This window comes from Pseudomonas sp. GGS8 (assembly GCF_024168645.1).
Lineage (GTDB): Bacteria > Pseudomonadota > Gammaproteobacteria > Pseudomonadales > Pseudomonadaceae > Aquipseudomonas.
The window spans coordinates 5717500-5737443 of the sequence record NZ_JALJWF010000001.1 but is presented as its reverse complement, the minus strand read 5'-3'; the positions used below and the strand labels follow the sequence as shown (position 1 = coordinate 5737443).

General features: G+C 61.7%; 18 protein-coding genes. 12 read left to right on the top strand and 6 right to left on the bottom strand.

Features of this window, described 5'->3' with window-relative positions; all coding sequences use genetic code 11:
• Positions 1-142 precede the first annotated feature (142 nt).
• Together nosP and nahK are read left to right on the top strand one after the other, a co-directional pair.
• Positions 143-1306 carry a nitric oxide-sensing protein NosP gene (nosP, locus tag J3D54_RS25515; protein WP_253426766.1) on the top strand — a complete coding sequence of 388 codons (1164 nt, stop codon included), beginning with the start codon at positions 143-145 and terminating at the stop codon, positions 1304-1306.
• Entirely contained in the window at positions 1236-3869 is a 2634-nt protein-coding gene (nahK, locus tag J3D54_RS25510) for a hybrid sensor histidine kinase/response regulator NahK/ErcS' (protein WP_253424320.1), read from the top strand. The genes nosP and nahK overlap by 71 nt, the downstream gene beginning before the upstream one ends.
• 162 nt (positions 3870-4031) lie before the next feature.
• Here the strand turns inward: nahK and J3D54_RS25505 are convergent, their stop codons facing one another.
• From J3D54_RS25505 to J3D54_RS25480, 6 genes are all read right to left on the bottom strand, one after another.
• Positions 4032-4697, bottom strand: coding sequence for a response regulator transcription factor (locus tag J3D54_RS25505; RefSeq protein ID WP_253424316.1), 666 nt, complete (start codon positions 4695-4697; stop codon positions 4032-4034).
• Positions 4698-4756: 59 nt separating this feature from the next.
• Entirely contained in the window at positions 4757-5314 is a 558-nt protein-coding gene (locus tag J3D54_RS25500) for a PQQ-dependent catabolism-associated CXXCW motif protein (protein WP_253424312.1), read from the bottom strand.
• 238 nt (positions 5315-5552) lie between these two features.
• On the bottom strand, positions 5553-6344 hold the full coding sequence (locus J3D54_RS25495) for an ABC transporter permease (RefSeq protein ID WP_253424309.1): 792 nt from the start codon (positions 6342-6344) through the stop codon (positions 5553-5555).
• A complete protein-coding gene (locus tag J3D54_RS25490) occupies positions 6341-7084 on the bottom strand; it encodes an ABC transporter ATP-binding protein (protein ID WP_253424305.1) in 744 nt (247 codons plus the stop codon). Before J3D54_RS25490 ends, J3D54_RS25495 begins: the two co-directional genes overlap by 4 nt.
• The gene (locus tag J3D54_RS25485) at positions 7081-8040 is read right to left on the bottom strand and encodes a YVTN family beta-propeller repeat protein (protein ID WP_253424303.1); all 960 of its coding nucleotides are present in this window, start codon (positions 8038-8040) and stop codon (positions 7081-7083) included. Before J3D54_RS25485 ends, J3D54_RS25490 begins: the two co-directional genes overlap by 4 nt.
• A gap of 33 nt (positions 8041-8073) precedes the next feature.
• Complete coding sequence (locus tag J3D54_RS25480) at positions 8074-9258, bottom strand: ABC transporter substrate-binding protein (protein WP_253424300.1); 1185 nt, start codon at positions 9256-9258, stop codon at positions 8074-8076.
• A 250-nt stretch (positions 9259-9508) separates the two neighbouring features.
• Here J3D54_RS25480 and pedF point away from each other — a divergent pair, with 250 nt between their 5' ends.
• From pedF to pqqE, 10 genes are all read left to right on the top strand, one after another.
• A complete protein-coding gene (gene pedF, locus J3D54_RS25475; RefSeq protein WP_018929707.1) occupies positions 9509-9970 on the top strand; it encodes a cytochrome c-550 PedF in 462 nt (153 codons plus the stop codon).
• Positions 9971-9973: 3 nt separating this feature from the next.
• Complete coding sequence (locus J3D54_RS25470) at positions 9974-10852, top strand: ABC transporter substrate-binding protein (protein ID WP_253424297.1); 879 nt, start codon at positions 9974-9976, stop codon at positions 10850-10852.
• Positions 10849-11598 (top strand): quinoprotein dehydrogenase-associated SoxYZ-like carrier, encoded by a 750-nt coding sequence (locus tag J3D54_RS25465; protein ID WP_253424294.1) that lies wholly within the window; start codon positions 10849-10851, stop codon positions 11596-11598. The genes J3D54_RS25470 and J3D54_RS25465 overlap by 4 nt, the downstream gene beginning before the upstream one ends.
• Before the next feature lie 15 nt (positions 11599-11613).
• On the top strand, positions 11614-12552 hold the full coding sequence (locus J3D54_RS25460) for a quinoprotein relay system zinc metallohydrolase 1 (RefSeq protein ID WP_253424292.1): 939 nt from the start codon (positions 11614-11616) through the stop codon (positions 12550-12552).
• A gap of 273 nt (positions 12553-12825) precedes the next feature.
• Entirely contained in the window at positions 12826-14601 is a 1776-nt protein-coding gene (locus J3D54_RS25455; RefSeq protein WP_253424290.1) for a PQQ-dependent methanol/ethanol family dehydrogenase, read from the top strand.
• Between the two features lie 248 nt (positions 14602-14849).
• Positions 14850-16370, top strand: a complete 1521-nt coding sequence (locus J3D54_RS25450; protein WP_019579394.1) for an aldehyde dehydrogenase family protein — start codon at positions 14850-14852, stop codon at positions 16368-16370.
• A gap of 321 nt (positions 16371-16691) precedes the next feature.
• Positions 16692-16763, top strand: coding sequence for a pyrroloquinoline quinone precursor peptide PqqA (gene pqqA / locus J3D54_RS25445; protein ID WP_081499480.1), 72 nt, complete (start codon positions 16692-16694; stop codon positions 16761-16763).
• Positions 16764-16817: 54 nt separating this feature from the next.
• Positions 16818-17732: a pyrroloquinoline quinone biosynthesis protein PqqB gene (pqqB, locus tag J3D54_RS25440; RefSeq protein ID WP_253424286.1), complete on the top strand. Its 915-nt coding sequence runs from the start codon at positions 16818-16820 to the stop codon at positions 17730-17732.
• Positions 17733-17845: 113 nt separating this feature from the next.
• Entirely contained in the window at positions 17846-18598 is a 753-nt protein-coding gene (gene pqqC / locus J3D54_RS25435) for a pyrroloquinoline-quinone synthase PqqC (RefSeq protein WP_253424283.1), read from the top strand.
• On the top strand, positions 18595-19728 hold the full coding sequence (pqqE, locus tag J3D54_RS25430) for a pyrroloquinoline quinone biosynthesis protein PqqE (protein WP_253424280.1): 1134 nt from the start codon (positions 18595-18597) through the stop codon (positions 19726-19728). Before pqqC ends, pqqE begins: the two co-directional genes overlap by 4 nt.
• Positions 19729-19944: the final 216 nt, after the last annotated feature.

Below are 19944 nucleotides of genomic sequence, written 5' to 3'. Positions count from 1 at the left end.
ACCACAAAAGCTCCAGCCACGCAATTGTGCAAAGCCATTCTCATCCCATCGAACCACCCACCCGCTACCCAAGTAGCATTCGTCGCAACCCGCTGACTTCGTACACTCGAGCCTCATAACAGGCGCACCGGCGGGGGCAATGATGCAGCAGGTTCACAACGACGGTGTGGTCAGTGCCATGTCCCAGGCCACCGATGCCCAGCAAGCGGCCCAGGACCTGGCGCGACAACTCTTGCACCCGCATTTGGGCTTCGTGCTGTTCTTCTGTTCCGCCGAGTACGACTTGCAGGCGCTGGGACGGGCGTTGCAACAGAGCTTCGGCGGGATTCGGCTGGTGGGCTGCACCAGCGCCGGCGAAATCACCCCTCAAGGTTATGGCCGCAGCTGCGTGACGGCGGTGGGCTTCGATCATCGGCACTTTTCCATCGCCATCGAACTGATCGATGAGATGGAGCATTTCAGCCTGATCGATGCCCAGCAAATGGTCGAGCGCCTGGTCAGCGGTTGTCGCAGTAACACCCTGGCGCCGATCAAGGGCAACAGCTTTGCTCTGACTTTGCTCGATGGTTTGTCCAGCCGTGAGGAGATGGTGCTCGCCGCCTTGAGCGCGGCATTGGGCGACATTCCGCACTTCGGCGGTTCGGCCGGCGACGACAACTACCTGACCCACACCCACGTGTATTTCGGCGGCGAGTTTCACAGCGGCGCGGCGGTGGTGGTGCTGGTCAATACCTGGCTGGACTTCGAAGTGTTCACCACCCACCACATCCTGCCCAGGGCCGAAAAGCTGGTGGTCACCGCCGCCGACAGCGCCTCGCGCCGGGTGTTCGAACTCAACGCCGAACCGGCCGCCGAAGAGTACGCCCGGCACATCGGGGTGGCGGTGGCAGACCTCGATTACCGAGTCTTTGCCGCGCACCCGTTGGCGGTGCGGATCAACGATCAGTATTACGTGCGGGCGATCCAGCAGGTTCATCCGGACCTGAGCCTGAGTTTCTACTGCGCGGTGGAAAACGGCATCGTCCTTACCGTGATGCGCCCCGGCCCCATGCTGCCGAACCTGCAAAACCTGTTCGACGGTTTGCAGGAACGTCTCGGGGACTTGTTGCTGACCATCGGCTGCGACTGTTTTCTCCGGCGCCTGGAACTGGAAGATGCCGGCAGTCTCGAGCAGATCGGCGCGTTCCTGCGGGAGCAACGGGTGATGGGTTTCAATACCTACGGAGAACAGTTCAATGGCATGCACATCAACCAGACCTTCACCGGGGTTGCCATTGCCCGAGGCCGCGCCCCTGGACAGCGCTGACCTTCAGGCGCAGATCGCCAGCCTGCGCCACGAAAACCACAAACTGCAGCGCATCAATGGCGCGCTGATCGAGCGCATCGAGTCCGGCATCACCCGGGGCAACGACCCGTATGCGGCGTTCCAGCATTCGGTAGTGCTGGCCGAACAGGTGCGTGAGCGCACCGACGCCCTGAACCAGGCCATGGCCGAACTCAAGGCTGGCAACCATTTACTCAGCGAAGCGCGGCTACGGGCCGAAACCGCCCATCAACACTTGATCGACGCCATCGAAAGCATCTCCGACGCCTTTGTGCTGTTCGATGCCGAGCAGCGGATTGTGCTGTTCAACAGCCGTTTCAAGGCGTTCTGGAGCAACAGCCGGGTGCGGATCAACGCCGGGATGCGCCTGCGCGAGGTCAAGCGGTTGATGACCTCGACCGGGCTGTTCAGCGAAGAACCCCGGTCGCATGTCGACGAAAGCCTGCTTTATCGCCTGCACAATGGCCGCTGGCTGCAAGTCAGTGAACGGCCGACCCAGGAAGGCGGGCGGGTGATCCTGTTCACCGACATTACCGACGTCAAACTCAGCGAAACCCTGCGCCGCGAGCAGGCGGTGGCGCAGAAATCGCACCTGTTGCAACGGGCGGTCGACAACCTGTCCCAAGGGGTGGCGATGGTCAACGCCGAGGGCATTCTGGAGTTGTGGAACCGGCGCTTCCTGGAACTCAGTGGCTTGGCCCCGGTGGCGGCTCATCGGCCGTTCGCTGAAGTGATCGCCGACAGCGAACTGAACCTGCTGACTCCAGCCAGTCGCGATGCCAACGGGCGGTACGTGCAGGAATGCGAGCAACGTCTCTACGATGGCCGGGTCCTGGAAATCCGCACCCATCCATTGCCCACCGGCGGTTTCGTCAACACCTTCACCGACATCACCGAACGCTACCAGCACGCCGAAGCCCTCAGCGAAAGCGAGCGCTGGATTCGCTTGATTACCGACCATGTGCCGGCGCTGATCGCCTACCTGAATGCCGATCTGGTCTACGAATTCACCAACAAAGTCTACGAAGAATGGTACTGCTGGCCCCGGGGCGTAATGCTCGGGCAGAGCCTGCGCGAAGTGCACAGCGAACAGCACTATCAGCGCCTGGAGGCCTACGTGGCCCGTGCCCTGGCTGGCGAAAGCGTGACGTTCGAGTTCGCCGAAACCAACATCAACAATCAGGAGCGCTACATGCTGCGCTCCTACGTGCCCAATCGCCTGGCCAGCGGGGAAGTGGTGGGGATTTTCGTGTTGATCCGCGACATCACCGAGCGCCGCCGCACCGCCGAGGCGCTGCATCAGGCCTATCAGAACCTTGAGTTGCGGGTGCGTGAACGCACCACCGAACTGACCACCCTCAATGACCAATTGCTGCGCGAAATCGACGAGCGCCGCCGCGTGGAATCACGCTTGCGCGAGGCCAAGCTCGAGGCCGAGCAGGCCAACCTGTCGAAGACCAAATTTCTCGCCGCCGTCAGTCACGATCTGCTGCAACCGCTCAACGCCGCGCGACTGTTTACCAGCGCGTTGCTGGAGCGCCGGGAGCCAGTGGCCAACGAAAATCTGGTGCGCAACGTCAGCAATTCCCTGGAAGACGTGGAAAACCTGCTGGGCACGCTGGTGGACATTTCCAAACTGGATGCCGGGGTGATCAAGGCCGACATTGCGCCGTTCGCCCTCAGCGAACTGCTGGAAAACCTTGCCGCCGAATACACCCAGGTGGCCCGCAGTGAAGGCCTTGAGCTGCATTTCGTTCCGTGTTCGGCGCTGGTACGCAGCGACATTCAATTGCTCGCGCGAATCCTGCGTAACCTGCTAAGCAATGCCATTCGTTACACCTACAGCGGGCGGGTGGTGCTCGGCTGCCGACGTCATCATCAGCGGCTGACCATTGAAGTCTGGGACAGCGGCATGGGCATTGCCGAAAACCGCCTGGAGGAGATTTTTCAGGAGTTCAAACGCGGCGACGTGCAACGCCCGGATCAGGACCGCGGCTTGGGATTGGGCCTGGCGATTGTGGAGAAAATCGCCCGTATTCTTGGCCACCGCATTCATGTGCGTTCATGGCCGGGCAAGGGCTCGATGTTTTCCGTCGAAGTGCCATTGAGCGCCACGGCGCCTAAGGCGTTGCCGAATTTGTTGATGAGTGAACCGATGCTCGAGCGCCTGCGCGGTGCACGAGTGTGGGTGCTGGACAACGACGCGGCGATTTGCGCCGGGATGCGCACCTTGCTCGAAGGTTGGGGGTGCCGGGTGGTCACGGCGCTGTCGGAGGAAGACCTGGCGCGGCAAGTGGACAACTATCACGCCGAAGCCGACCTGCTGATCGCCGACTATCACCTGGATGACGAGCAGAACGGTGTCGACGCCGTGGCCCGTATCAACGCCCGTCGCGCCTCGGCGATTCCGGCGATGATGATCACCGCCAACTACAGCAATGAACTCAAACAGCAAATCCGCGAACTGGGCCATACGCTGATGCACAAACCGGTGCGGCCGATGAAGCTCAAGACGGCGATGAGTCATTTGCTTGGCCGGCCTTGAGTCTTCCGGTGTAGTCACTGGCGCCATCGCGGGCAAGTCGGATCGCCGCACCGCCGCTCCCACAGTGTCGGTGTCGTACACAAAGTCTGTGAGCACCATTAATACTGTGGGAGCGGGCTTGCCCGCGATAGGGGCGATTCGGTCTAACTGTTGCCTCCAGAGTCAGCGCCGAAGATACGACCCGAAATCAATATCCCCGGCACTCAAGATCGCCTGCACCCGGTTGTGCACATTGAGTTTGCGCAAGATCGCCGAGACGTGGGCCTTGACCGTGGTTTCGGCGATTTCCAGGGTGTAGGCGATCTGTTTGTTCGATTCGCCCTTGGTCATGCGCTCCAGCACCAGCAACTGTTTGCGGGTCAGCGCCTGGAGCAGCTCTGGCGGGAAGCTGGGGGTCTCGTTCATGCGCCGGCTTGCGCCGCTTTTTTGCGTGCGGATGATGTCCGGCGGCAGGTACACATTGCCATTGAGAATCTGCTGGATGGCCTCGGTCATCTGCACCCGTGGCGACGACTTGGTGATGAACCCCACTGCGCCATAGGTGATGGCTTGCAGCACGATCTGCTTGTCCTGTTCGGCCGAGACGATCACCACCGGAATGGTCGGTGCCTCGTTGCGCAGGTTGATCAGGCCATTGAGGCCGTGCATGCCGGGCATGTTCAGGTCGAGCAGGATCAGGTCCAGGTCATCGTGTTCCTGGGTCAGGGCCAGGGCGCTGTCGAGGTCGGCGGTTTCCATGACCTCGCTGCCGGGGAAACCGTCGCTGATGACGTTATGAATGGCTTCGCGAAACAGCGGGTGATCGTCGGCAATCAGAATTTTGTACATGGCCTTTCACCTCATTATTTTTTTGATCAGGGTGTGGCAACAACACGCAGGCGTTCGGGTCAGGGAAAGGGCTCGGGCTGGGCCGGTATCACAGGCAGATTCGCCGCTTGCCAGGCATCCAGACCGTCGCGGTACCAATACAGTGTTTTATAGCCCATGGAAGCAGCGCGTTTTACCGCGTTCCAGCTCAACCAGCAATCGGAGCGGCAGTAGAAGACCAACGGTCGAGTCAAATCGCCCGCCGTCAATTGCCGCAGATGATGCGCGAAATAGTCCTGCCACGGGGGCGTCAGGTCACCGTCTCCGGTATTGGCCAGCCAATGGCTGCCGGGCAGGTTTTCGTGGGGCTGGTCTTCGATGAAACGTCCTTGCAGCCATTGCCGACGATAGACATCGATCAGCAGTGGATGGGGCGTCTGCTTGAGCAGGTTTTGCAGGGCGGGGGTGTCGATGATGCTCGCGTCCTGGAGCTGAGTCGGGGTCGGGCTGCGGTACAGGCCGATGCGATAACCTTCGGTGGAGAACAGCGCAGTTTCGGCTTGCGCAGCGACCAGCACCAAGCTCAGCGACAGCGCGGCGAGAGAAGGGCGCAGCAAAACACGTCGGGCACGCGGCATGGGGTTCAGTCCTTATAGTTGTGAACCCATTACATGCCAGTAGCGGTGCGTTGTGAATGCGACGATAGACAGGTAAACCAGTACCAAAGTAGTAATTTTGTCCTGTTCAACACAAATCTCCTGTGGGAGCGGGCTTGCCCGCGATGGGGCTATCACACCAGCATTGATATTGACTGACACATCGCCATCGCGGGCAAGTCGGATCGCCGCACCGCCGCTCCCACAGGGATTAGTGGTGTTAGCTGGTTTTGCGCAGGGCCGCGTGTTGCGGGTTAAAGGTGAACACGGCAAGCAGGGCGAACACCAGCGTCAGCCCCACGCACACCGCCAGCGCCAACGGGTTGAAGCGTTCGTACAGCGCAAACCGCACCAGTTCCACCGCATGGGTGAACGGATTCAAGGCGCACAGCCAATACAACCACTCGCTGGAATCGCGCATTTTCCACAACGGATACAGCGCCGACGACAGGAAAAACAGCGGGAAGATCACAAAATTCATCACCCCGGCAAAGTTCTCCAGTTGGCGGATGGCGTTGGACAGCAACAGGCCCAGCGCACTGAGCATCAACGCCACCAGCAGCAACGCCGGCAACGCCAGCAACAGGCCCATGGCCGGCGGTTGTACGCCGTACAGCCAGGCAATCGCCAGGAAGGGGTACACCTGCAACAGCGAAATCAGCGACGTCGCCAGCAATTTGCTGCACAGCAGAAAGGTGCGGGGCAGGGGGCTGGTCAGCAGCACGCGCATGCTGCCCATCTCCCGGTCATACACCATCGACAGCGAACCTTGCATGCCGTTGAACAGCAAGATCATGCAGGCAAGGCCCGGGATGATGTAAACCTCATAGGGAATGTAGGTGTCGTAGGGCTCGATGATGGCGATGCCCAGTGCCGCGCGAAAACCGGCAGCGAACACCAGCAGCCACAGCAACGGCCGCACCAGCGCACTGAGAAACCGTGTGCGCTGCAACACGAAGCGCAGCCATTCACGCAGCACGATACCGCTGAAACATTGCCAGTAAGCGTTCATCCGGCGATTGCTCCTGAAGGGGCCGAGGTGGTCAGGCGGGCGAAGGCCGAACCGAGGTCGCCGCCATGTTCCAGGCTCAGCGCATCAGCCTGTCCGCTGGCGACCAAACGGCCTTGATGCAGGATCAGCAAGTCATCGCTGGGCTGCACTTCATCCAGCAAATGAGTGGTCCAGAGCACGCTGATGGTTTGCTCGCGGCATAGGCTGCGGATGTGCTGATTGAGCGCCAGGCGACTGGCCGGGTCGAGACCGACGCTGGCCTCGTCGAGCAGCAGCAGGCGTGGTTCATGCAGCAACGCACGGGCGATTTCCACCCGCCGGCGATGGCCGCCATTGAGTTCGCGGACCCGCTCGCGCCGGCGCTCGGTCAAGGCCTGCCGTGCCAGCTCCGCGTCGACCCGCAACCCGGTCTGGCGTCGGGACAGACCATGCAGCGCGGCGTGATAGCGCAGGTTCTGCTCGACGCTGAGGTCCAGATCCAGGGTGCTTTGCTGAAACACCACCCCCAACTGCTTTAACGCCGGGCGTGCCGCGTTGTGCAAGGAATGGCCGCCGACCCGGATATCGCCGCGTTGCAGATCATAGAGTCGGGTGAGCAGGGCGATCAGAGTTGATTTGCCCGCGCCGTTGGGCCCCAGCAACGCCGCAAAACGCCCCGGTGCCAGGCTGAAACCCACCTGGCGCAAGGCCTCGCGCGGGCCGTAAGCGAAACTCAGGTTGCTGACTTCAAGGGCGTTCATGGCGTCACCACCACGCCCCACGGATAGCGCCCGACCTTCACCGATTTGCTGACCTTGAGGGTATCGACATCGATCACCGACACGTCGCCACTGACGCCGTTGGTGGCCAACAATTGCCGTTGATCCGGGGTGAATGCCATCTGCCAGACCCGTCGGCCCACCAGCAGGTAATCAACAATGTCGAAGGTCTTGGCGTCGATCACCGCCACATGGTTGGCCGGGCCGAGGGCGACGAAGCCGTACTTGCCGTCGGCGCTGAGTTTGATGCCGACAGGCTGGACTTTGTCCGGGTGCACGCCTTTGATCTGGAAACTCAGGGTCTTGAGGATCTTGCGGCTGGCGACATCGAGAATCGTCACCGTGCCGCCGATCTCCGCCGAGGCCCAGAGCTGCGAGCCATCGGGATTGAACTCGACAAAACGCGGCCGCTGATCCACCAGCGTATTGTCGGCCAGGGTCTGGGTGCCGGTGTCGATCCAGTGCAGCATGTTGGTGGTTTCGCTGGTGTTCACCGCCCATTTACCGTCGGGGCTGACGGCCATGCCTTCGGGTTCGACACCGACGTTGATCTGGCCGAGCACTTTGGAGGTTTCAGTGTCGATCACCGTCACCAGTGCATCGTCCTCGTTGGAGACGTACAACCAGCGATTATTGGGGTGCAGGGCGAATTGTTCGGGGTCTTTGCCCGAGGGCAGTTCCTTGATGATCTTGCGCGTGGCGACGTCCATCACCTGGACCCGGTCCGAATCGCTGGCGCAGATGTACAGCAGCTTGTTGTCGTGGGACAGCAACAGGCCGCGCGGGCGCTGGCCGACGGGCAGGGTGTCGGTGACTTGCAGGGTCTGCATGTCGATCAGGCTCAGGCTGTTGTCCTTTTCGTTGGAGACCCAGGCAGTGCTGGCCGCCGCATGCCCGGCGGCGAGCAGTAGAGCGCATGAAAGCAGGGTGCGGCGCATGGCAGATTCCTTATTGTTGTGGTGGTAGAGCTTTCAGGGAAAGCGGCAGCTGACCTCGGCTTTGTCGTAACCCAAGCTGTCCATTTCGTTGAAGGGGTGCAAGAAACCGTCTTGCGGCGACGTACTGACCAACGCCCGGGGCTGTACGATGGGGATCGGTTGGCGCAACTGACCGTTCCACGGCCGATAACTGAGCTTGCGACCCTTGAAGCCGTCCAGCGGCAATTGATCGCTGATTTCAAGCGTACGGATCGCCATCGCATCGACCTGACGCAGTTTGCCCACCGCGCTGGCGATGCTGCGTACGGCCATCCACGCGGCGAAATCCCGATCGTTCATCCAGCGCCCGGCCAGGGCTTCGAAGCGTTTTTGCAACTGCGCGGCGCCGTAGGTTTCCACGGTCTTGTGCCAGCCCACCGGGGTCAGGCCCTGAGTGCCGGCGACCGGGCGTGGGTACCAGGTCTGGTAGGGCACGTACTCGCCAAAGTCGCCGCGTTCATCGGCCACCAGCACCACGTCGTATTCGGCGGTCTGGGTGAACAGCGGCATGTCGGCCTGGGCGCTGCGCCGTTGATCGTTATCGAAGCTCCAGGTTTTTTCCGCCAACAGTTGCAGGCCGAAGCGTTTCGCCGCCCGCCGCAGGGCGGCGGCATAGGCTTGATCGTCGGCGGTGGGGCCGACGATCAGCAGCGCCCGTTGCCATTTGCGCAGCACCAGAAATTGCGCCAGCGCATCGGCCAGCATCGCGCGGCTTGGCAGGCTGTGCAGCACGTTCGGCAGGCAGTCGGTAGTGCGCAGACTGTCATCGGGGCTGCCGGCATTGAACAGCAGGCTGTCGGGCAGCACGGCGCTGAGTCGGCGCAGGGTTTGCACCGGTGCATTCACCACAAACAGGCGCAGGCCTTGTTCGTGTTGGGCTTTGGCCGCTTCGATCAGCGCCTCCGGATTGTCGACGTTGGCGCTGACCAGGCTGTAGCTGTGATTGAGGAAACGCCCGGTGCTGTTGCTGTCGATGATCGCCAGTTCAGCACCCCGCAGGCCGGCATCGGTCGGTTCAGGAATAACGTTCGACAGCAATGGTCCGGGATCGGGTCGATACCCCAGGTAGCCGATGCGCACCTGCAACGGCGCATCCGCCGCCTGACTCTGGGTCGCCACCCCGGCGGCGCAGGCAATCGCCAGCAGGTAGATCAAGGCATAAGGGGCGAGCTGGCGCATAAGGCACTCCATCACAGGTTGCGTCAGCATAGGAACCCTGGACGGGTGGGGAAATATGCAGAAAGTATCGATGGGCCAGTACCAAGGTAGTAACAGCGAGCGAAATACCTGGGCGGCTCACCACAAGCCCTACTACCAAGGGAGTAGGCCGCGGCCACCAAAGCAGCATGGGGTTGCTGCAAAGCCGTTCCTAAGATGGCTGCCATAGCCTCTTCAAAGAGGTTTTGCGTGCAATCTTGAGGGCATAACAATGACAACAAAACGCAACGCCTTGCTCGTTGCCGGACTGCTGGCCGGTTTCATCAGCGCAGGTTCCGTCTGGGCTCACGGCAACGTGGTACCCCAGGCCGTCGAAACCAAGGGGCTGACCCCGATCAAGGATGCCGGTGTGCAGGTAGATGCCGATGGTTGGGCGGCGGTGAACCCGTATCGTTCCTCCCCGGAGCACGATAAAGCGTTGGAAATCGGTTCTTCGGCCTACAACCAGAACTGCGCGGCCTGTCATGGCCTGGAAGCCAAGTCCGGCGGCATTGCCCCTGACTTGCGCAAGCTCGACGTCGCCGAAGCCGGTGACGAGTGGTTCGTCGAACGGGTGCGCCATGGCGCCGTGCGTGATGGCCGGGTGTACATGCCGAAGATGGCCGACTACTTGAGTCAGGAAGCCTTGTGGGCGGTACGTACCTACCTGGACTCCGTGCACGTCGAGGAGTGACCCATGCGCCTGCTCGCGGTGTTGATCAGCGCTGTGTGGTTGTGCTGCCAGGCAGCGCAGGCACAGGTCCGGACCTATGACGAAATGATCGCCGCCGCCGAGCTGAAAGTCGCGGTCTACAAGGATTTCGCCCCCTACAGTTTCGAAGACGCCGGCCAGCCTCGCGGGGTCGATGTCGAATTGGCCGAGGCTCTGGCCAAAACCATGGGGGTACGCCTGAAACTGATCTGGGCACCCGCCGGGGAGAAGCTCGACGATGACCTGCGCGATTACATCTGGCGGGCCAGTCAGTTGCACAATCAGCAACTGGCCGACCTGATGATGCGCGTGCCCTACGACCGCGATTACTCACAAAAACGCAATGAACTGGGCGAACTGGAAAACGGCCACGTGGTGATGTTCGGGCCGTACCAGACCGAACAATGGCAAGTGGCTTATGACCGTCGCCGGCTGGATTCGGTGGCCAGCGTCGCGGTGTTCCAGCAGCACCCGATCGGCGTCGAAGTCGACAGCGTGCCGTCGTTTTACCTGACCTCGGTGTTCAACGGCATGCTTGCCGCCAACACCCACCATTACCCCGGCGTGCCCCAGGCATTTGCCGCGATGAAGGCCGGTGAAGTCGACGCGGTGATGGCCATGCGCGGCGAGATCGACTGGCAGGTTCATCAGGCCGGCGACCCGCAAGTGGCGCTGGCGGAAAACGCCTACCCGAACATGGGCAAGCAACGCTGGGAGATCGGCATGGCGGTGCATGAAAGCAACCGGCAACTGGCCTATGCCGTGGAAGAGGCGCTGGAAGCGTTGATTCGCGAGGGCACGGTCAAAAACATTTATGCCCATTACGGCCTGCGCTATGACGTACCCGAGATGTATCAACAATGAACTGGCGCGCGCGTTGGCTGTTGGCCTGTTGGTTGCCCTTGGCCGCGCAGGCGGTTGAGGTCGATCCGGTGCCCTCGGTGATGTGGGCGTTCTATCACAAGCAGATGCTTGGCGACGCGCCGTTCGTGTTTGACGAGCGGGTCAAGCTGCTGGCACCGCCGTTCGCCGAAGACGCCCGGCAAGTGCCGCTGGAAATCGATGCCCGGGCGTTCAAGGGCGAAGTGGTGCGAATCCTCGCCTGGGCCGAACTCAATCCGCTGCCGAAAATCGTCGACTTCAAGCCCTTGACCGGTGTACTGCCCTGGCTGTCGATCCGCATCCGCGTCGAACAGGCCACACCATTGCGTGCGGCGGTGTTGACCCGCGACGGGCTGTGGCATGTCGGCTCGACCCTGATCGACGCGGCGGGCGGTGGCTGCACGGCGCCAAGCGTAGTGCGCACCCAGCCGGGTTGGGAAGAACACATCGGCGAAGTGCTTGGCGGTCGTTATCCCCGTGGCGAATTCAGCCGCGTGCGTTTGCAAGTGGCGCATCCGATGGACAACGGCATGGTCAGTGGCATCCCGGAATTCTTCATCAACCAGGCCGAGCTGCGGGATCAAAACGATCAGTTGCTGGCGCGTCTGGAGTTGTTCCCGGCGGTCAGCGAAAACCCCAACCTGGCCTTTGACATCGAAGGCGCAGGGCAGACGCGCCTAATGCTGCGCGATAACAGCGGCAATCAATTCGATGCGGCCATACCCTGACCCAAGGAGCGTGTGATGCGCTGGATGCTGTTGTTGTTCATCTGTGTGAGCCTGCCGTCCCTGGCCGATCCCGATTACGCCCTCAAGCCCCGGCAGATTGCCGAAGACACCTGGCTGCTGGAGGGCAGCACCGATAACTTCGCCAAGAACAACGGCGGCAACATCGTCAACACTGCATTCATCGTCACCGGGCAAGGGGTGGTGGTGATCGACACCGGGCCATCGAAGCGCTACGGCGAGGCCCTGCGTAAAGCGATTGCCGCAACCACCGATAAACCGGTGATTCAGGTGCTGCTGACCCATCACCATCCCGACCATGTGCTGGGTAATCAGGCCTTCATCGACGTGCCGATCGGTGCTCTGGCCGGCACCACTGAGCTGTTGCATCAACAGGGTAATGCGATGGCGGAAAACATGTATCGGCTGGTGGGCGACTGGATGCGCGGCACCGAAGTGGTGTTGCCGACGCAGACGCTGACGCCTGGCGTGCAAAGTTTTGGGAACCACGATTTGCGGCTGCTGAGTCTGGGTGGGCACACCGGCGCGGATCTGGCTATTCTCGACCAGAAAACCGGCGTGCTGTTTGCCGGGGATCTGGTGTTTTATCAGCGGGCCCTGACCACCCCGAACAGCCCGGGGTTGTCGGTGTGGCTGGCGGATATCGCCACGCTTCAGGGGTTGCCGTGGACGCTGATCGTCCCCGGCCATGGGCCGGTGGCCACGGACAGCAAACCCTTCGAGCAGATGCGCGATTACCTCTCCTGGCTCGATCAACTCATGCGCGACGGTGCGGCGAACGGCAGCGACATGGCCGAGATGATCCGCAGTCCCATTCCTGAACGTTTCGCCGGGATCAACCTGAGCCGTTATGAGCTGATCCGCAGCGTCAGCCATTTGTACCCGCGCTATGAGCGCGCGCAGATGACCCGAGTCGATTCCGCCAAAGATTTGTGAGCAACACCGGCCCCCTGTGGGAGCGGGCTTGCCCGCGATAGCAGTCTGACAGCCGACATCAATGTTGAATGTTCTGGCCCCATCGCGGGCAAGCCCGCTCCCACAGGGGGCAGCATCGATCATGAAATCCGGTGACTTTCTCATTCGACCCTGTACCAAGGAACTAGAAATCTCCGCATTGCGGGCAATTGTTGCGAGGGCGGCGGCGCCCAAGAATCTGCACCAGACCGGGAAAATTTCCCGGGTATAACAAAAACCGCAGAGGTAGCCGTCATGACCCAACCCGCACGTCGCCAACCCTTCGTCTTGAGCGTGCTGCTCAGTGCCATGCTGTTGTCAGGCACCGCACTGGCCGGTGTCACCGATCAAGACATTCTCCAGGACCCCAAGAACCCGGAGCAGGTCGTCACCAACGGTCTGGGCGTCCAGGGTCAGCGCTACAGCCCGCTGGACACCCTCAATGTCGACAACGTGAAGGACCTGCGCCCGGTCTGGGCCTTTTCGTTCGGCGGTGAAAAGCAGCGCGGTCAACAGGCGCAGCCGATGATCAAGGACGGCGTGATGTACATGACCGGCTCTTACTCGCGGGTGTTCGCCGTGGATGCGCGCACCGGCCGCAAGCTCTGGCAATACGACGCACGTCTGCCCGATGACATCCGTCCGTGCTGCGACGTGATCAACCGTGGTGTCGCGCTATATGGCGACCTGGTGATCTTCGGCACCCTCGACGCCAAGCTTGTGGCCCTGAACAAGGACACCGGCAAAGTGGTGTGGAGCAAGAAAGTCGCCGACCACAAGGAAGGCTATTCCATCAGCGCCGCGCCATTGGTCATCAACGGCAAACTGATCACCGGCGTGGCCGGTGGCGAGTTCGGGGTGGTGGGCAAGATCGAAGCCTACGACCCGAAAAACGGCGACCTGCTGTGGACCCGGCCAACGGTCGAAGGCCACATGGGCTACGTCTACAAGGACGGCAAGGCGGTAGAGAACGGCATCTCCGGTGGCGAAGCGGGCAAGACCTGGCCGGGCGATCTGTGGAAAACCGGCGGTGCGGCGCCTTGGCTGGGCGGCTACTACGACCCGGAAACCAATCTGCTGCTGTTCGGCACCGGCAACCCGGCACCGTGGAACTCGCACCTGCGCCCGGGCGACAACCTTTACTCGTCCTCGCGCCTGGCGCTGAACCCGGATGACGGCACGATCAAGTGGCACTTCCAGAGCACCCCGCACGATGGCTGGGACTATGACGGTGTGAACGAACTGGTGTCGTTCAACTACAACGAAGGCGGCAAGGAAATCAAAGCCGCGGCCACCGCGGACCGTAACGGTTTCTTCTACGTGCTGGATCGCACCAACGGCAAATTCATCCGCGGCTTCCCGTTCGTGGACAAGATCACCTGGGCCAGCGGCCTGGATAAAAACGGTCGGCCGATCTACAACGAAGACAGCCGTCCGGGTGCACCGGGCTCCGAGGCCAAAGGCAGTTCGGTGTTTGTAGCGCCCGCGTTCCTGGGGGCGAAAAACTGGATGCCGATGGCCTACAACCGCGACACCGGGCTGTTCTATGTGCCGTCCAACGAGTGGGGCATGGACATCTGGAACGAAGGCATTGCCTACAAGAAAGGCGCGGCGTTCCTCGGCGCCGGTTTCACCATCAAACCGTTGAACGAAGACTACATCGGCGTGCTGCGCGCCATCGACCCGAAAACCGGCAAGGAAGTCTGGCGCCACAAGAACTTCGCGCCGCTGTGGGGCGGGGTGCTGACCACCAAGGGCAACCTGGTGTTCACCGGTACGCCGGAAGGCTTCCTGCAGGCGTTCAATGCCAAGACCGGCGAGAAAGTCTGGGAATTCCAGACCGGCTCCGGCGTGCTCGGCTCGCCCATCACCTGGGAAATGGACGGCGAACAATACGTCTCGGTGCTCTCCGGCTGGGGCGGCGCGGTACCGCTCTGGGGCGGCGAAGTGGCCAAGCGCATCAAGGACTTCAACCAGGGCGGCATGCTGTGGACCTTCAAGCTGCCGAAGGATCTCGTTGCCAAGCACTAACTCAAAATCCACCGCATAACCCTGTGGGAGCGAGCCTGCTCGCGATAGCGGCCTGACAGTTAACATCATTGTTGAATGTACTGGCGCCATCGCGAGCAGGCTCGCTCCCACATTGGTTTGTGTGAAACCTACTACCAAATAACGAGAGTCCCCCCTGCCAACGGCGCATTCGTCTGGCACGCGGGGCTCTCTACTATCGGTTCATCGCCTGTTGGCCTGACAGGCATCGACCCAGACAGAGGCCCATCATGATCTACGCACAACCTGGAACACCCGGCGCCATCGTTTCCTTCAAACCGCGCTACGGCAATTTTATCGGCGGCGAGTTCGTCGCCCCAGTCAATGGCGAGTACTTCACCAACACCTCACCGGTCACCGGTGAAGTGATCGCCGAGTTCCCGCGCTCCAGCGCCGCCGACATCGACAAGGCCCTCGACGCCGCCCATGCCGCCGCCGATGCCTGGGGCAAAACCTCGGCGCAGGACCGTTCGCTGGTGCTGCTGAAAATCGCCGACCGCATCGAACAGAACCTGGAAATCCTCGCCGTCACCGAAACCTGGGACAACGGCAAAGCCGTGCGCGAAACCCTGAATGCCGACGTGCCGCTGGCCGCCGACCACTTCCGTTACTTCGCCGGTTGCATCCGCGCCCAGGAAGGCGGCGCCGCCGAGATCAACGAACTGACCACCGCCTATCATTTCCACGAGCCGCTGGGCGTGGTCGGGCAGATCATTCCGTGGAACTTCCCGCTGCTGATGGCTGCGTGGAAGCTCGCTCCGGCCCTGGCCGCCGGCAACTGCATCGTGCTCAAACCGGCGGAACAAACGCCGCTGTCGATCATGGTGTTCGCCGAACTGATCGCCGACTTGCTGCCGGCCGGCGTGCTGAACATCGTCCAGGGCTTCGGTCGCGAAGCCGGTGAGGCGCTGGCCACCAGCAAGCGCATCGCCAAGATCGCCTTCACCGGGTCCACCCCGGTGGGCGCGCACATCATGCATTGCGCGGCCGAGAACATCATTCCAAGCACCGTCGAGCTGGGCGGCAAGTCGCCGAACATCTTCTTCGAAGACATCATGAACGCTGAGCCACAGTTCATCGAAAAAGCCGCTGAAGGCCTGGTGCTGGCGTTCTTCAACCAGGGCGAAGTCTGCACCTGTCCGTCGCGGGCGTTGGTGCAGGAATCGATCTATGAGCCGTTCATGGCCGAGGTGATGAAGAAGATCGTCAAGATCAAACGCGGCAACCCGCTGGACACCGAGACCATGGTCGGCGCCCAGGCGTCCGAGCAGCAATACGACAAGATCCTCTCGTACCTGAAAATCGCCCAGGAGGAGGGCGCCGAGCTGCTCACTGGCGGTGCGGCCGAGCGTCTGGAAGGCGACTTGTCGAGCGGCTATTACATCCAGCCGACCCTGCTCAAGGGCCACAACAAAATGCGCGTGTTCCAGGAAGAAATCTTCGGCCCGGTGGTGGGTGTCACCACCTTCAAGGACGAAGCCGAGGCCCTGGCGATTGCCAACGACAGCGAGTTCGGCCTCGGCGCCGGCCTGTGGACCCGTGACATCAACCGCGCCTACCGCATGGGCCGGGCGATCAAGGCCGGGCGCGTCTGGACCAACTGCTACCACCTGTACCCGGCCCATGCCGCGTTCGGTGGCTACAAGAAATCCGGTGTCGGCCGTGAGAACCACAAGATGATGCTCGACCATTACCAGCAAACCAAAAACCTGCTGGTGAGCTACGACATCAATCCGTTGGGGTTCTTCTAACCCGCAAAAACACCACAACTCCCTTGTGGGAGCAGGCTTGTGTGGCGAGGGGGCTAGCCTGTGGCGAGGGGGCTTGCCCCCGTTGGACTGCGTAGCAGTCCCCGGAACTTCTGGTTTTGGGGCCGCTTCGCGACCCAACGGGGGCAAGCCCCCTCGCCACATTAGCCCGTTCCCACATTGGTTTTGTATGGTTCCAGGATCTGCGCGACACCCCCTACCAACGCACGCCGCCACCTCCTTCGAAAGTAGCATTCGGGCACTTGGCGCCCCGTGCATTAATGGCTCTACCGGAATCGTCCGGCACAAGAAGAGGAATGACCCATGTGGCATAAACCCGCGTTTACCGATCTGCGCATTGGCTTCGAAGTGACGATGTATTTCGCCAACCGTTGATTGATCGCCCGGTCAGCCGTCGCGTTGGCCGGGCCTGCCTTCTGGAGCCATCCCATGCACATCCGCGTTCTCGGTTCCGCCGCCGGCGGTGGTTTTCCGCAATGGAACTGCAACTGCCGTCAATGCGCCGCCATGCGCCACGGCACCCTGCGCGCGCAACGCCGCACGCAGTCGTCCATTGCCCTGAGCGACGGCGGTGTGGAGTGGGTGCTCTGTAATGCTTCACCGGACATCCGCGCCCAACTCGAAAGCTTCCCGGCGTTGCAACCGGCTCGACGCTTGCGTGACACGGCGATTGCCGGCGTGGTCCTGCTGGACAGTCAGATCGACCATTGCACCGGGCTGCTGAGCCTGCGTGAAGGCTGCCCGCATTCGGTCTGGTGCACCGAGCGGGTACATGAAGACCTGAGCAGCGGCTTTCCCTTGTTCAGCATGCTCAAACACTGGAACGGTGGCTTGCAGTGGCAACCCATCGGGCTGGACCGCGAGCCGTTCAGCATCGCGGCCTGCCCACACCTGCAATTTCGCGCGATTCCGTTGGTCAGCAACGCGCCGCCGTATTCGCCCAACCGTGGCAATCCGCAGCCGGGGGACACCATCGGCCTGTTCATCGAAGACCTGCGCAGCGGCGCATCGGTGTTCTATGCGCCGGGGCTGGGGCAGGTCGACGCCGAGGTGCTGAGCTGGATGCAGCGCGCCGACTGTCTGCTGCTGGATGGCACATTGTGGCGCGACGATGAAATGCGTGTGTGCGAAGTCGGCCAGAGCCTGGGCCGCGAAATGGGCCACCTGCCGCAAAGCGGCCCTGGCGGCCTGCTCGAAGTGCTGGAGGGCTTCAGTCGTCAGCGCAAGGTGCTGATCCACATCAACAACACCAACCCGATCCTCGATGAAGACTCGACCGAACGGGCGTTGCTGGAGCGGCGGGGGATTGAAGTGGCTTATGACGGCATGAGTATTGAGCTGTAGCGGATGGCCCTATCGCGGGCAAGCCCGCTCCCACAGGGATCACCTAACTCCTGTGGGAGCGGGCTTGCCCGCGAAGGCGCCAGACCAGACACCGCGAAATCCGGAGAACCGCAATGACTGACACCCCCCTGACCCCCGCCGAATTCGAACAGGCATTGCGCGCCAAAGGCGCCTATTACCACATCCACCATCCATTCCACCAAGCGATGTACGCCGGGCGCGCCACCCGCGAGCAGATCCAGGGCTGGGTCGCCAATCGCTTCTACTATCAGGTGAATATCCCGCTGAAGGACGCGGCCATCCTCGCCAACTGCCCGGACCGCGACGTGCGCCGGGAATGGCTGCAACGGATTCTCGACCATGACGGCGCCCCCGGCAGCGAAGGCGGCATCGAAGCCTGGTTGCGTCTGGGCGAAGCAGTGGGGCTGGATCGTGAGCAAATTCTCTCGCAAGAGTTGGTGCTGCCGGGTGTGCGATTTGCCGTGGACGCCTACGTCAATTTCGCCCGCCGTGCTTGCTGGCAGGAAGCGGCCAGCAGCTCGCTGACAGAACTGTTCGCGCCGCAGATCCACCAATCGCGGCTCGACGCCTGGCCCACCCATTACCCGTGGATCAATGCGGCCGGTTACGACTATTTCCGTACGCGTCTGAGTCAGGCCCGGCGCGATGTCGAGCATGGTTTGCGCATCACCCTGGCGCATTACGTCACGGTCGAGGGCCAGCAGCGCATGTTGGAGATTCTGCAGTTCAAGCTCGATGTGCTGTGGAGCATGCTCGACGCCATGAGCATGGCCTATGAGCTGGACCGCCCGCCGTATCACAGCGTCACCACCGAGCGCGTCTGGCATCGGGGGATTGCGCTGTGAGCACGCTCGAACAGCAACCCGGCCCACCGCTGTGGCTGTTGGCGGAGCTGACCTATCGCTGCCCGTTGCAATGCCCGTATTGCTCCAACCCCTTGGATTTCGCCCAACAAGGTGAGGAGTTGAGCACAGAAGAGTGGATTCGGGTGTTTCGCGAGGCTAGGGAGATGGGCGCCGCGCAACTGGGGTTTTCCGGTGGCGAGCCGCTGGTGCGCCAGGACCTGGCCGAGCTGATCAAGGCCGCGCGGGACATGGGTTACTACACCAACCTGATCACCTCGGGTATCGGCCTGACCGAGCAGAAGGTCCGCGACTTCAAGGTCGCCGGGCTGGACCATATCCAGATCAGCTTTCAGGCCGCCGACGAAGCGGTCAACAATATGCTCGCTGGTTCACGCAAGGCCTTCGCCCAGAAACTGGCCATGGCCCGGGCAGTGAAAGCCCAGGGCTACCCGATGGTGCTGAACTTCGTTACCCATCGGCACAACATCGACCAGATCGCGCAGATCATCGAGCTGTGCCTGGAGCTGGAAGCGGATTTCGTCGAGTTGGCGACCTGCCAGTTCTACGGTTGGGCGGAACTCAACCGGGTCGGCCTGTTGCCGACCCGCGAACAATTGCAGCGCGCCGAGCGCATCACCAACGAGTATCGCCAGCGGCTCGAGGCCGAAGGCCACCCGTGCAAACTGATCTTCGTCACCCCGGACTACTACGAAGAGCGCCCCAAGACCTGCATGAATGGCTGGGCCAACCTGTTTCTTGACATCACCCCGGACGGCACGGCGTTGCCTTGCAACAGCGCTCGCCAGTTGCCGGTGCAGTTCCCCAATGTGCGCGAGCACAGCATCGAACACATCTGGAACGACTCCTTCGGCTTCAATCGTTTTCGCGGCGATGACTGGATGAAAGAGCCATGCCGTTCCTGCGATGAAAAGCACAAGGACCTCGGCGGCTGCCGCTGCCAGGCGTTCATGCTCACGGGGGATGCGAGCAATGCCGACCCGGTGTGCAGCAAGTCGCCGCACCACAGCGTCATCCTCAAGGCACGGGACGAAGCCGACGCGCCGGGGCAGGGCATGGAGCACCTGACCTTGCGCAATGAAAAGGCTTCGCGGCTGATTTTTCGCGGATAAATCGAGAACTCACACAAATTCCCTGTGGGAGCGGGCTTATGTGGCGAGGGGGCTTGCCCCCGTTGGACTGCGTAGCAGTCCCGTCTGGTTTTGGGGCCGCTCCGCGACCCAACGGGGGCAAGCCCCCTCGCCACATAGAATCTCCCACAGGGGATCTTCGGTGGATACAACGCCTGAGTACGCCCCAACGTGCTACCCATTGGTCTGATTGCATTC

Bases quoted from the DNA above. Each gene is read 5' to 3' on its own strand.
- J3D54_RS25455 (WP_253424290.1), top strand. From the start codon at position 12,826: ATGACCCAACCCGCACGTCGCCAACCCTTCGTCTTGAGCGTGCTGCTC.
- nosP (WP_253426766.1), top strand. From the start codon at position 143: ATGCAGCAGGTTCACAACGACGGTGTGGTCAGTGCCATGTCCCAGGCC.
- J3D54_RS25490 (WP_253424305.1), bottom strand. From the start codon at position 7,084: ATGAACGCCCTTGAAGTCAGCAACCTGAGTTTCGCTTACGGCCCGCGC.
- pqqB (WP_253424286.1), top strand. From the start codon at position 16,818: ATGCACATCCGCGTTCTCGGTTCCGCCGCCGGCGGTGGTTTTCCGCAA.
- J3D54_RS25495 (WP_253424309.1), bottom strand. From the start codon at position 6,344: ATGAACGCTTACTGGCAATGTTTCAGCGGTATCGTGCTGCGTGAATGG.
- nahK (WP_253424320.1), top strand. From the start codon at position 1,236: ATGGCATGCACATCAACCAGACCTTCACCGGGGTTGCCATTGCCCGAG.
- J3D54_RS25470 (WP_253424297.1), top strand. From the start codon at position 9,974: ATGCGCCTGCTCGCGGTGTTGATCAGCGCTGTGTGGTTGTGCTGCCAG.
- pqqC (WP_253424283.1), top strand. From the start codon at position 17,846: ATGACTGACACCCCCCTGACCCCCGCCGAATTCGAACAGGCATTGCGC.
- J3D54_RS25500 (WP_253424312.1), bottom strand. From the start codon at position 5,314: ATGCCGCGTGCCCGACGTGTTTTGCTGCGCCCTTCTCTCGCCGCGCTG.
- J3D54_RS25460 (WP_253424292.1), top strand. From the start codon at position 11,614: ATGCGCTGGATGCTGTTGTTGTTCATCTGTGTGAGCCTGCCGTCCCTG.
- J3D54_RS25450 (WP_019579394.1), top strand. From the start codon at position 14,850: ATGATCTACGCACAACCTGGAACACCCGGCGCCATCGTTTCCTTCAAA.
- J3D54_RS25505 (WP_253424316.1), bottom strand. From the start codon at position 4,697: ATGTACAAAATTCTGATTGCCGACGATCACCCGCTGTTTCGCGAAGCC.
- pedF (WP_018929707.1), top strand. From the start codon at position 9,509: ATGACAACAAAACGCAACGCCTTGCTCGTTGCCGGACTGCTGGCCGGT.
- J3D54_RS25465 (WP_253424294.1), top strand. From the start codon at position 10,849: ATGAACTGGCGCGCGCGTTGGCTGTTGGCCTGTTGGTTGCCCTTGGCC.
- J3D54_RS25485 (WP_253424303.1), bottom strand. From the start codon at position 8,040: ATGCGCCGCACCCTGCTTTCATGCGCTCTACTGCTCGCCGCCGGGCAT.
- J3D54_RS25480 (WP_253424300.1), bottom strand. From the start codon at position 9,258: ATGCGCCAGCTCGCCCCTTATGCCTTGATCTACCTGCTGGCGATTGCC.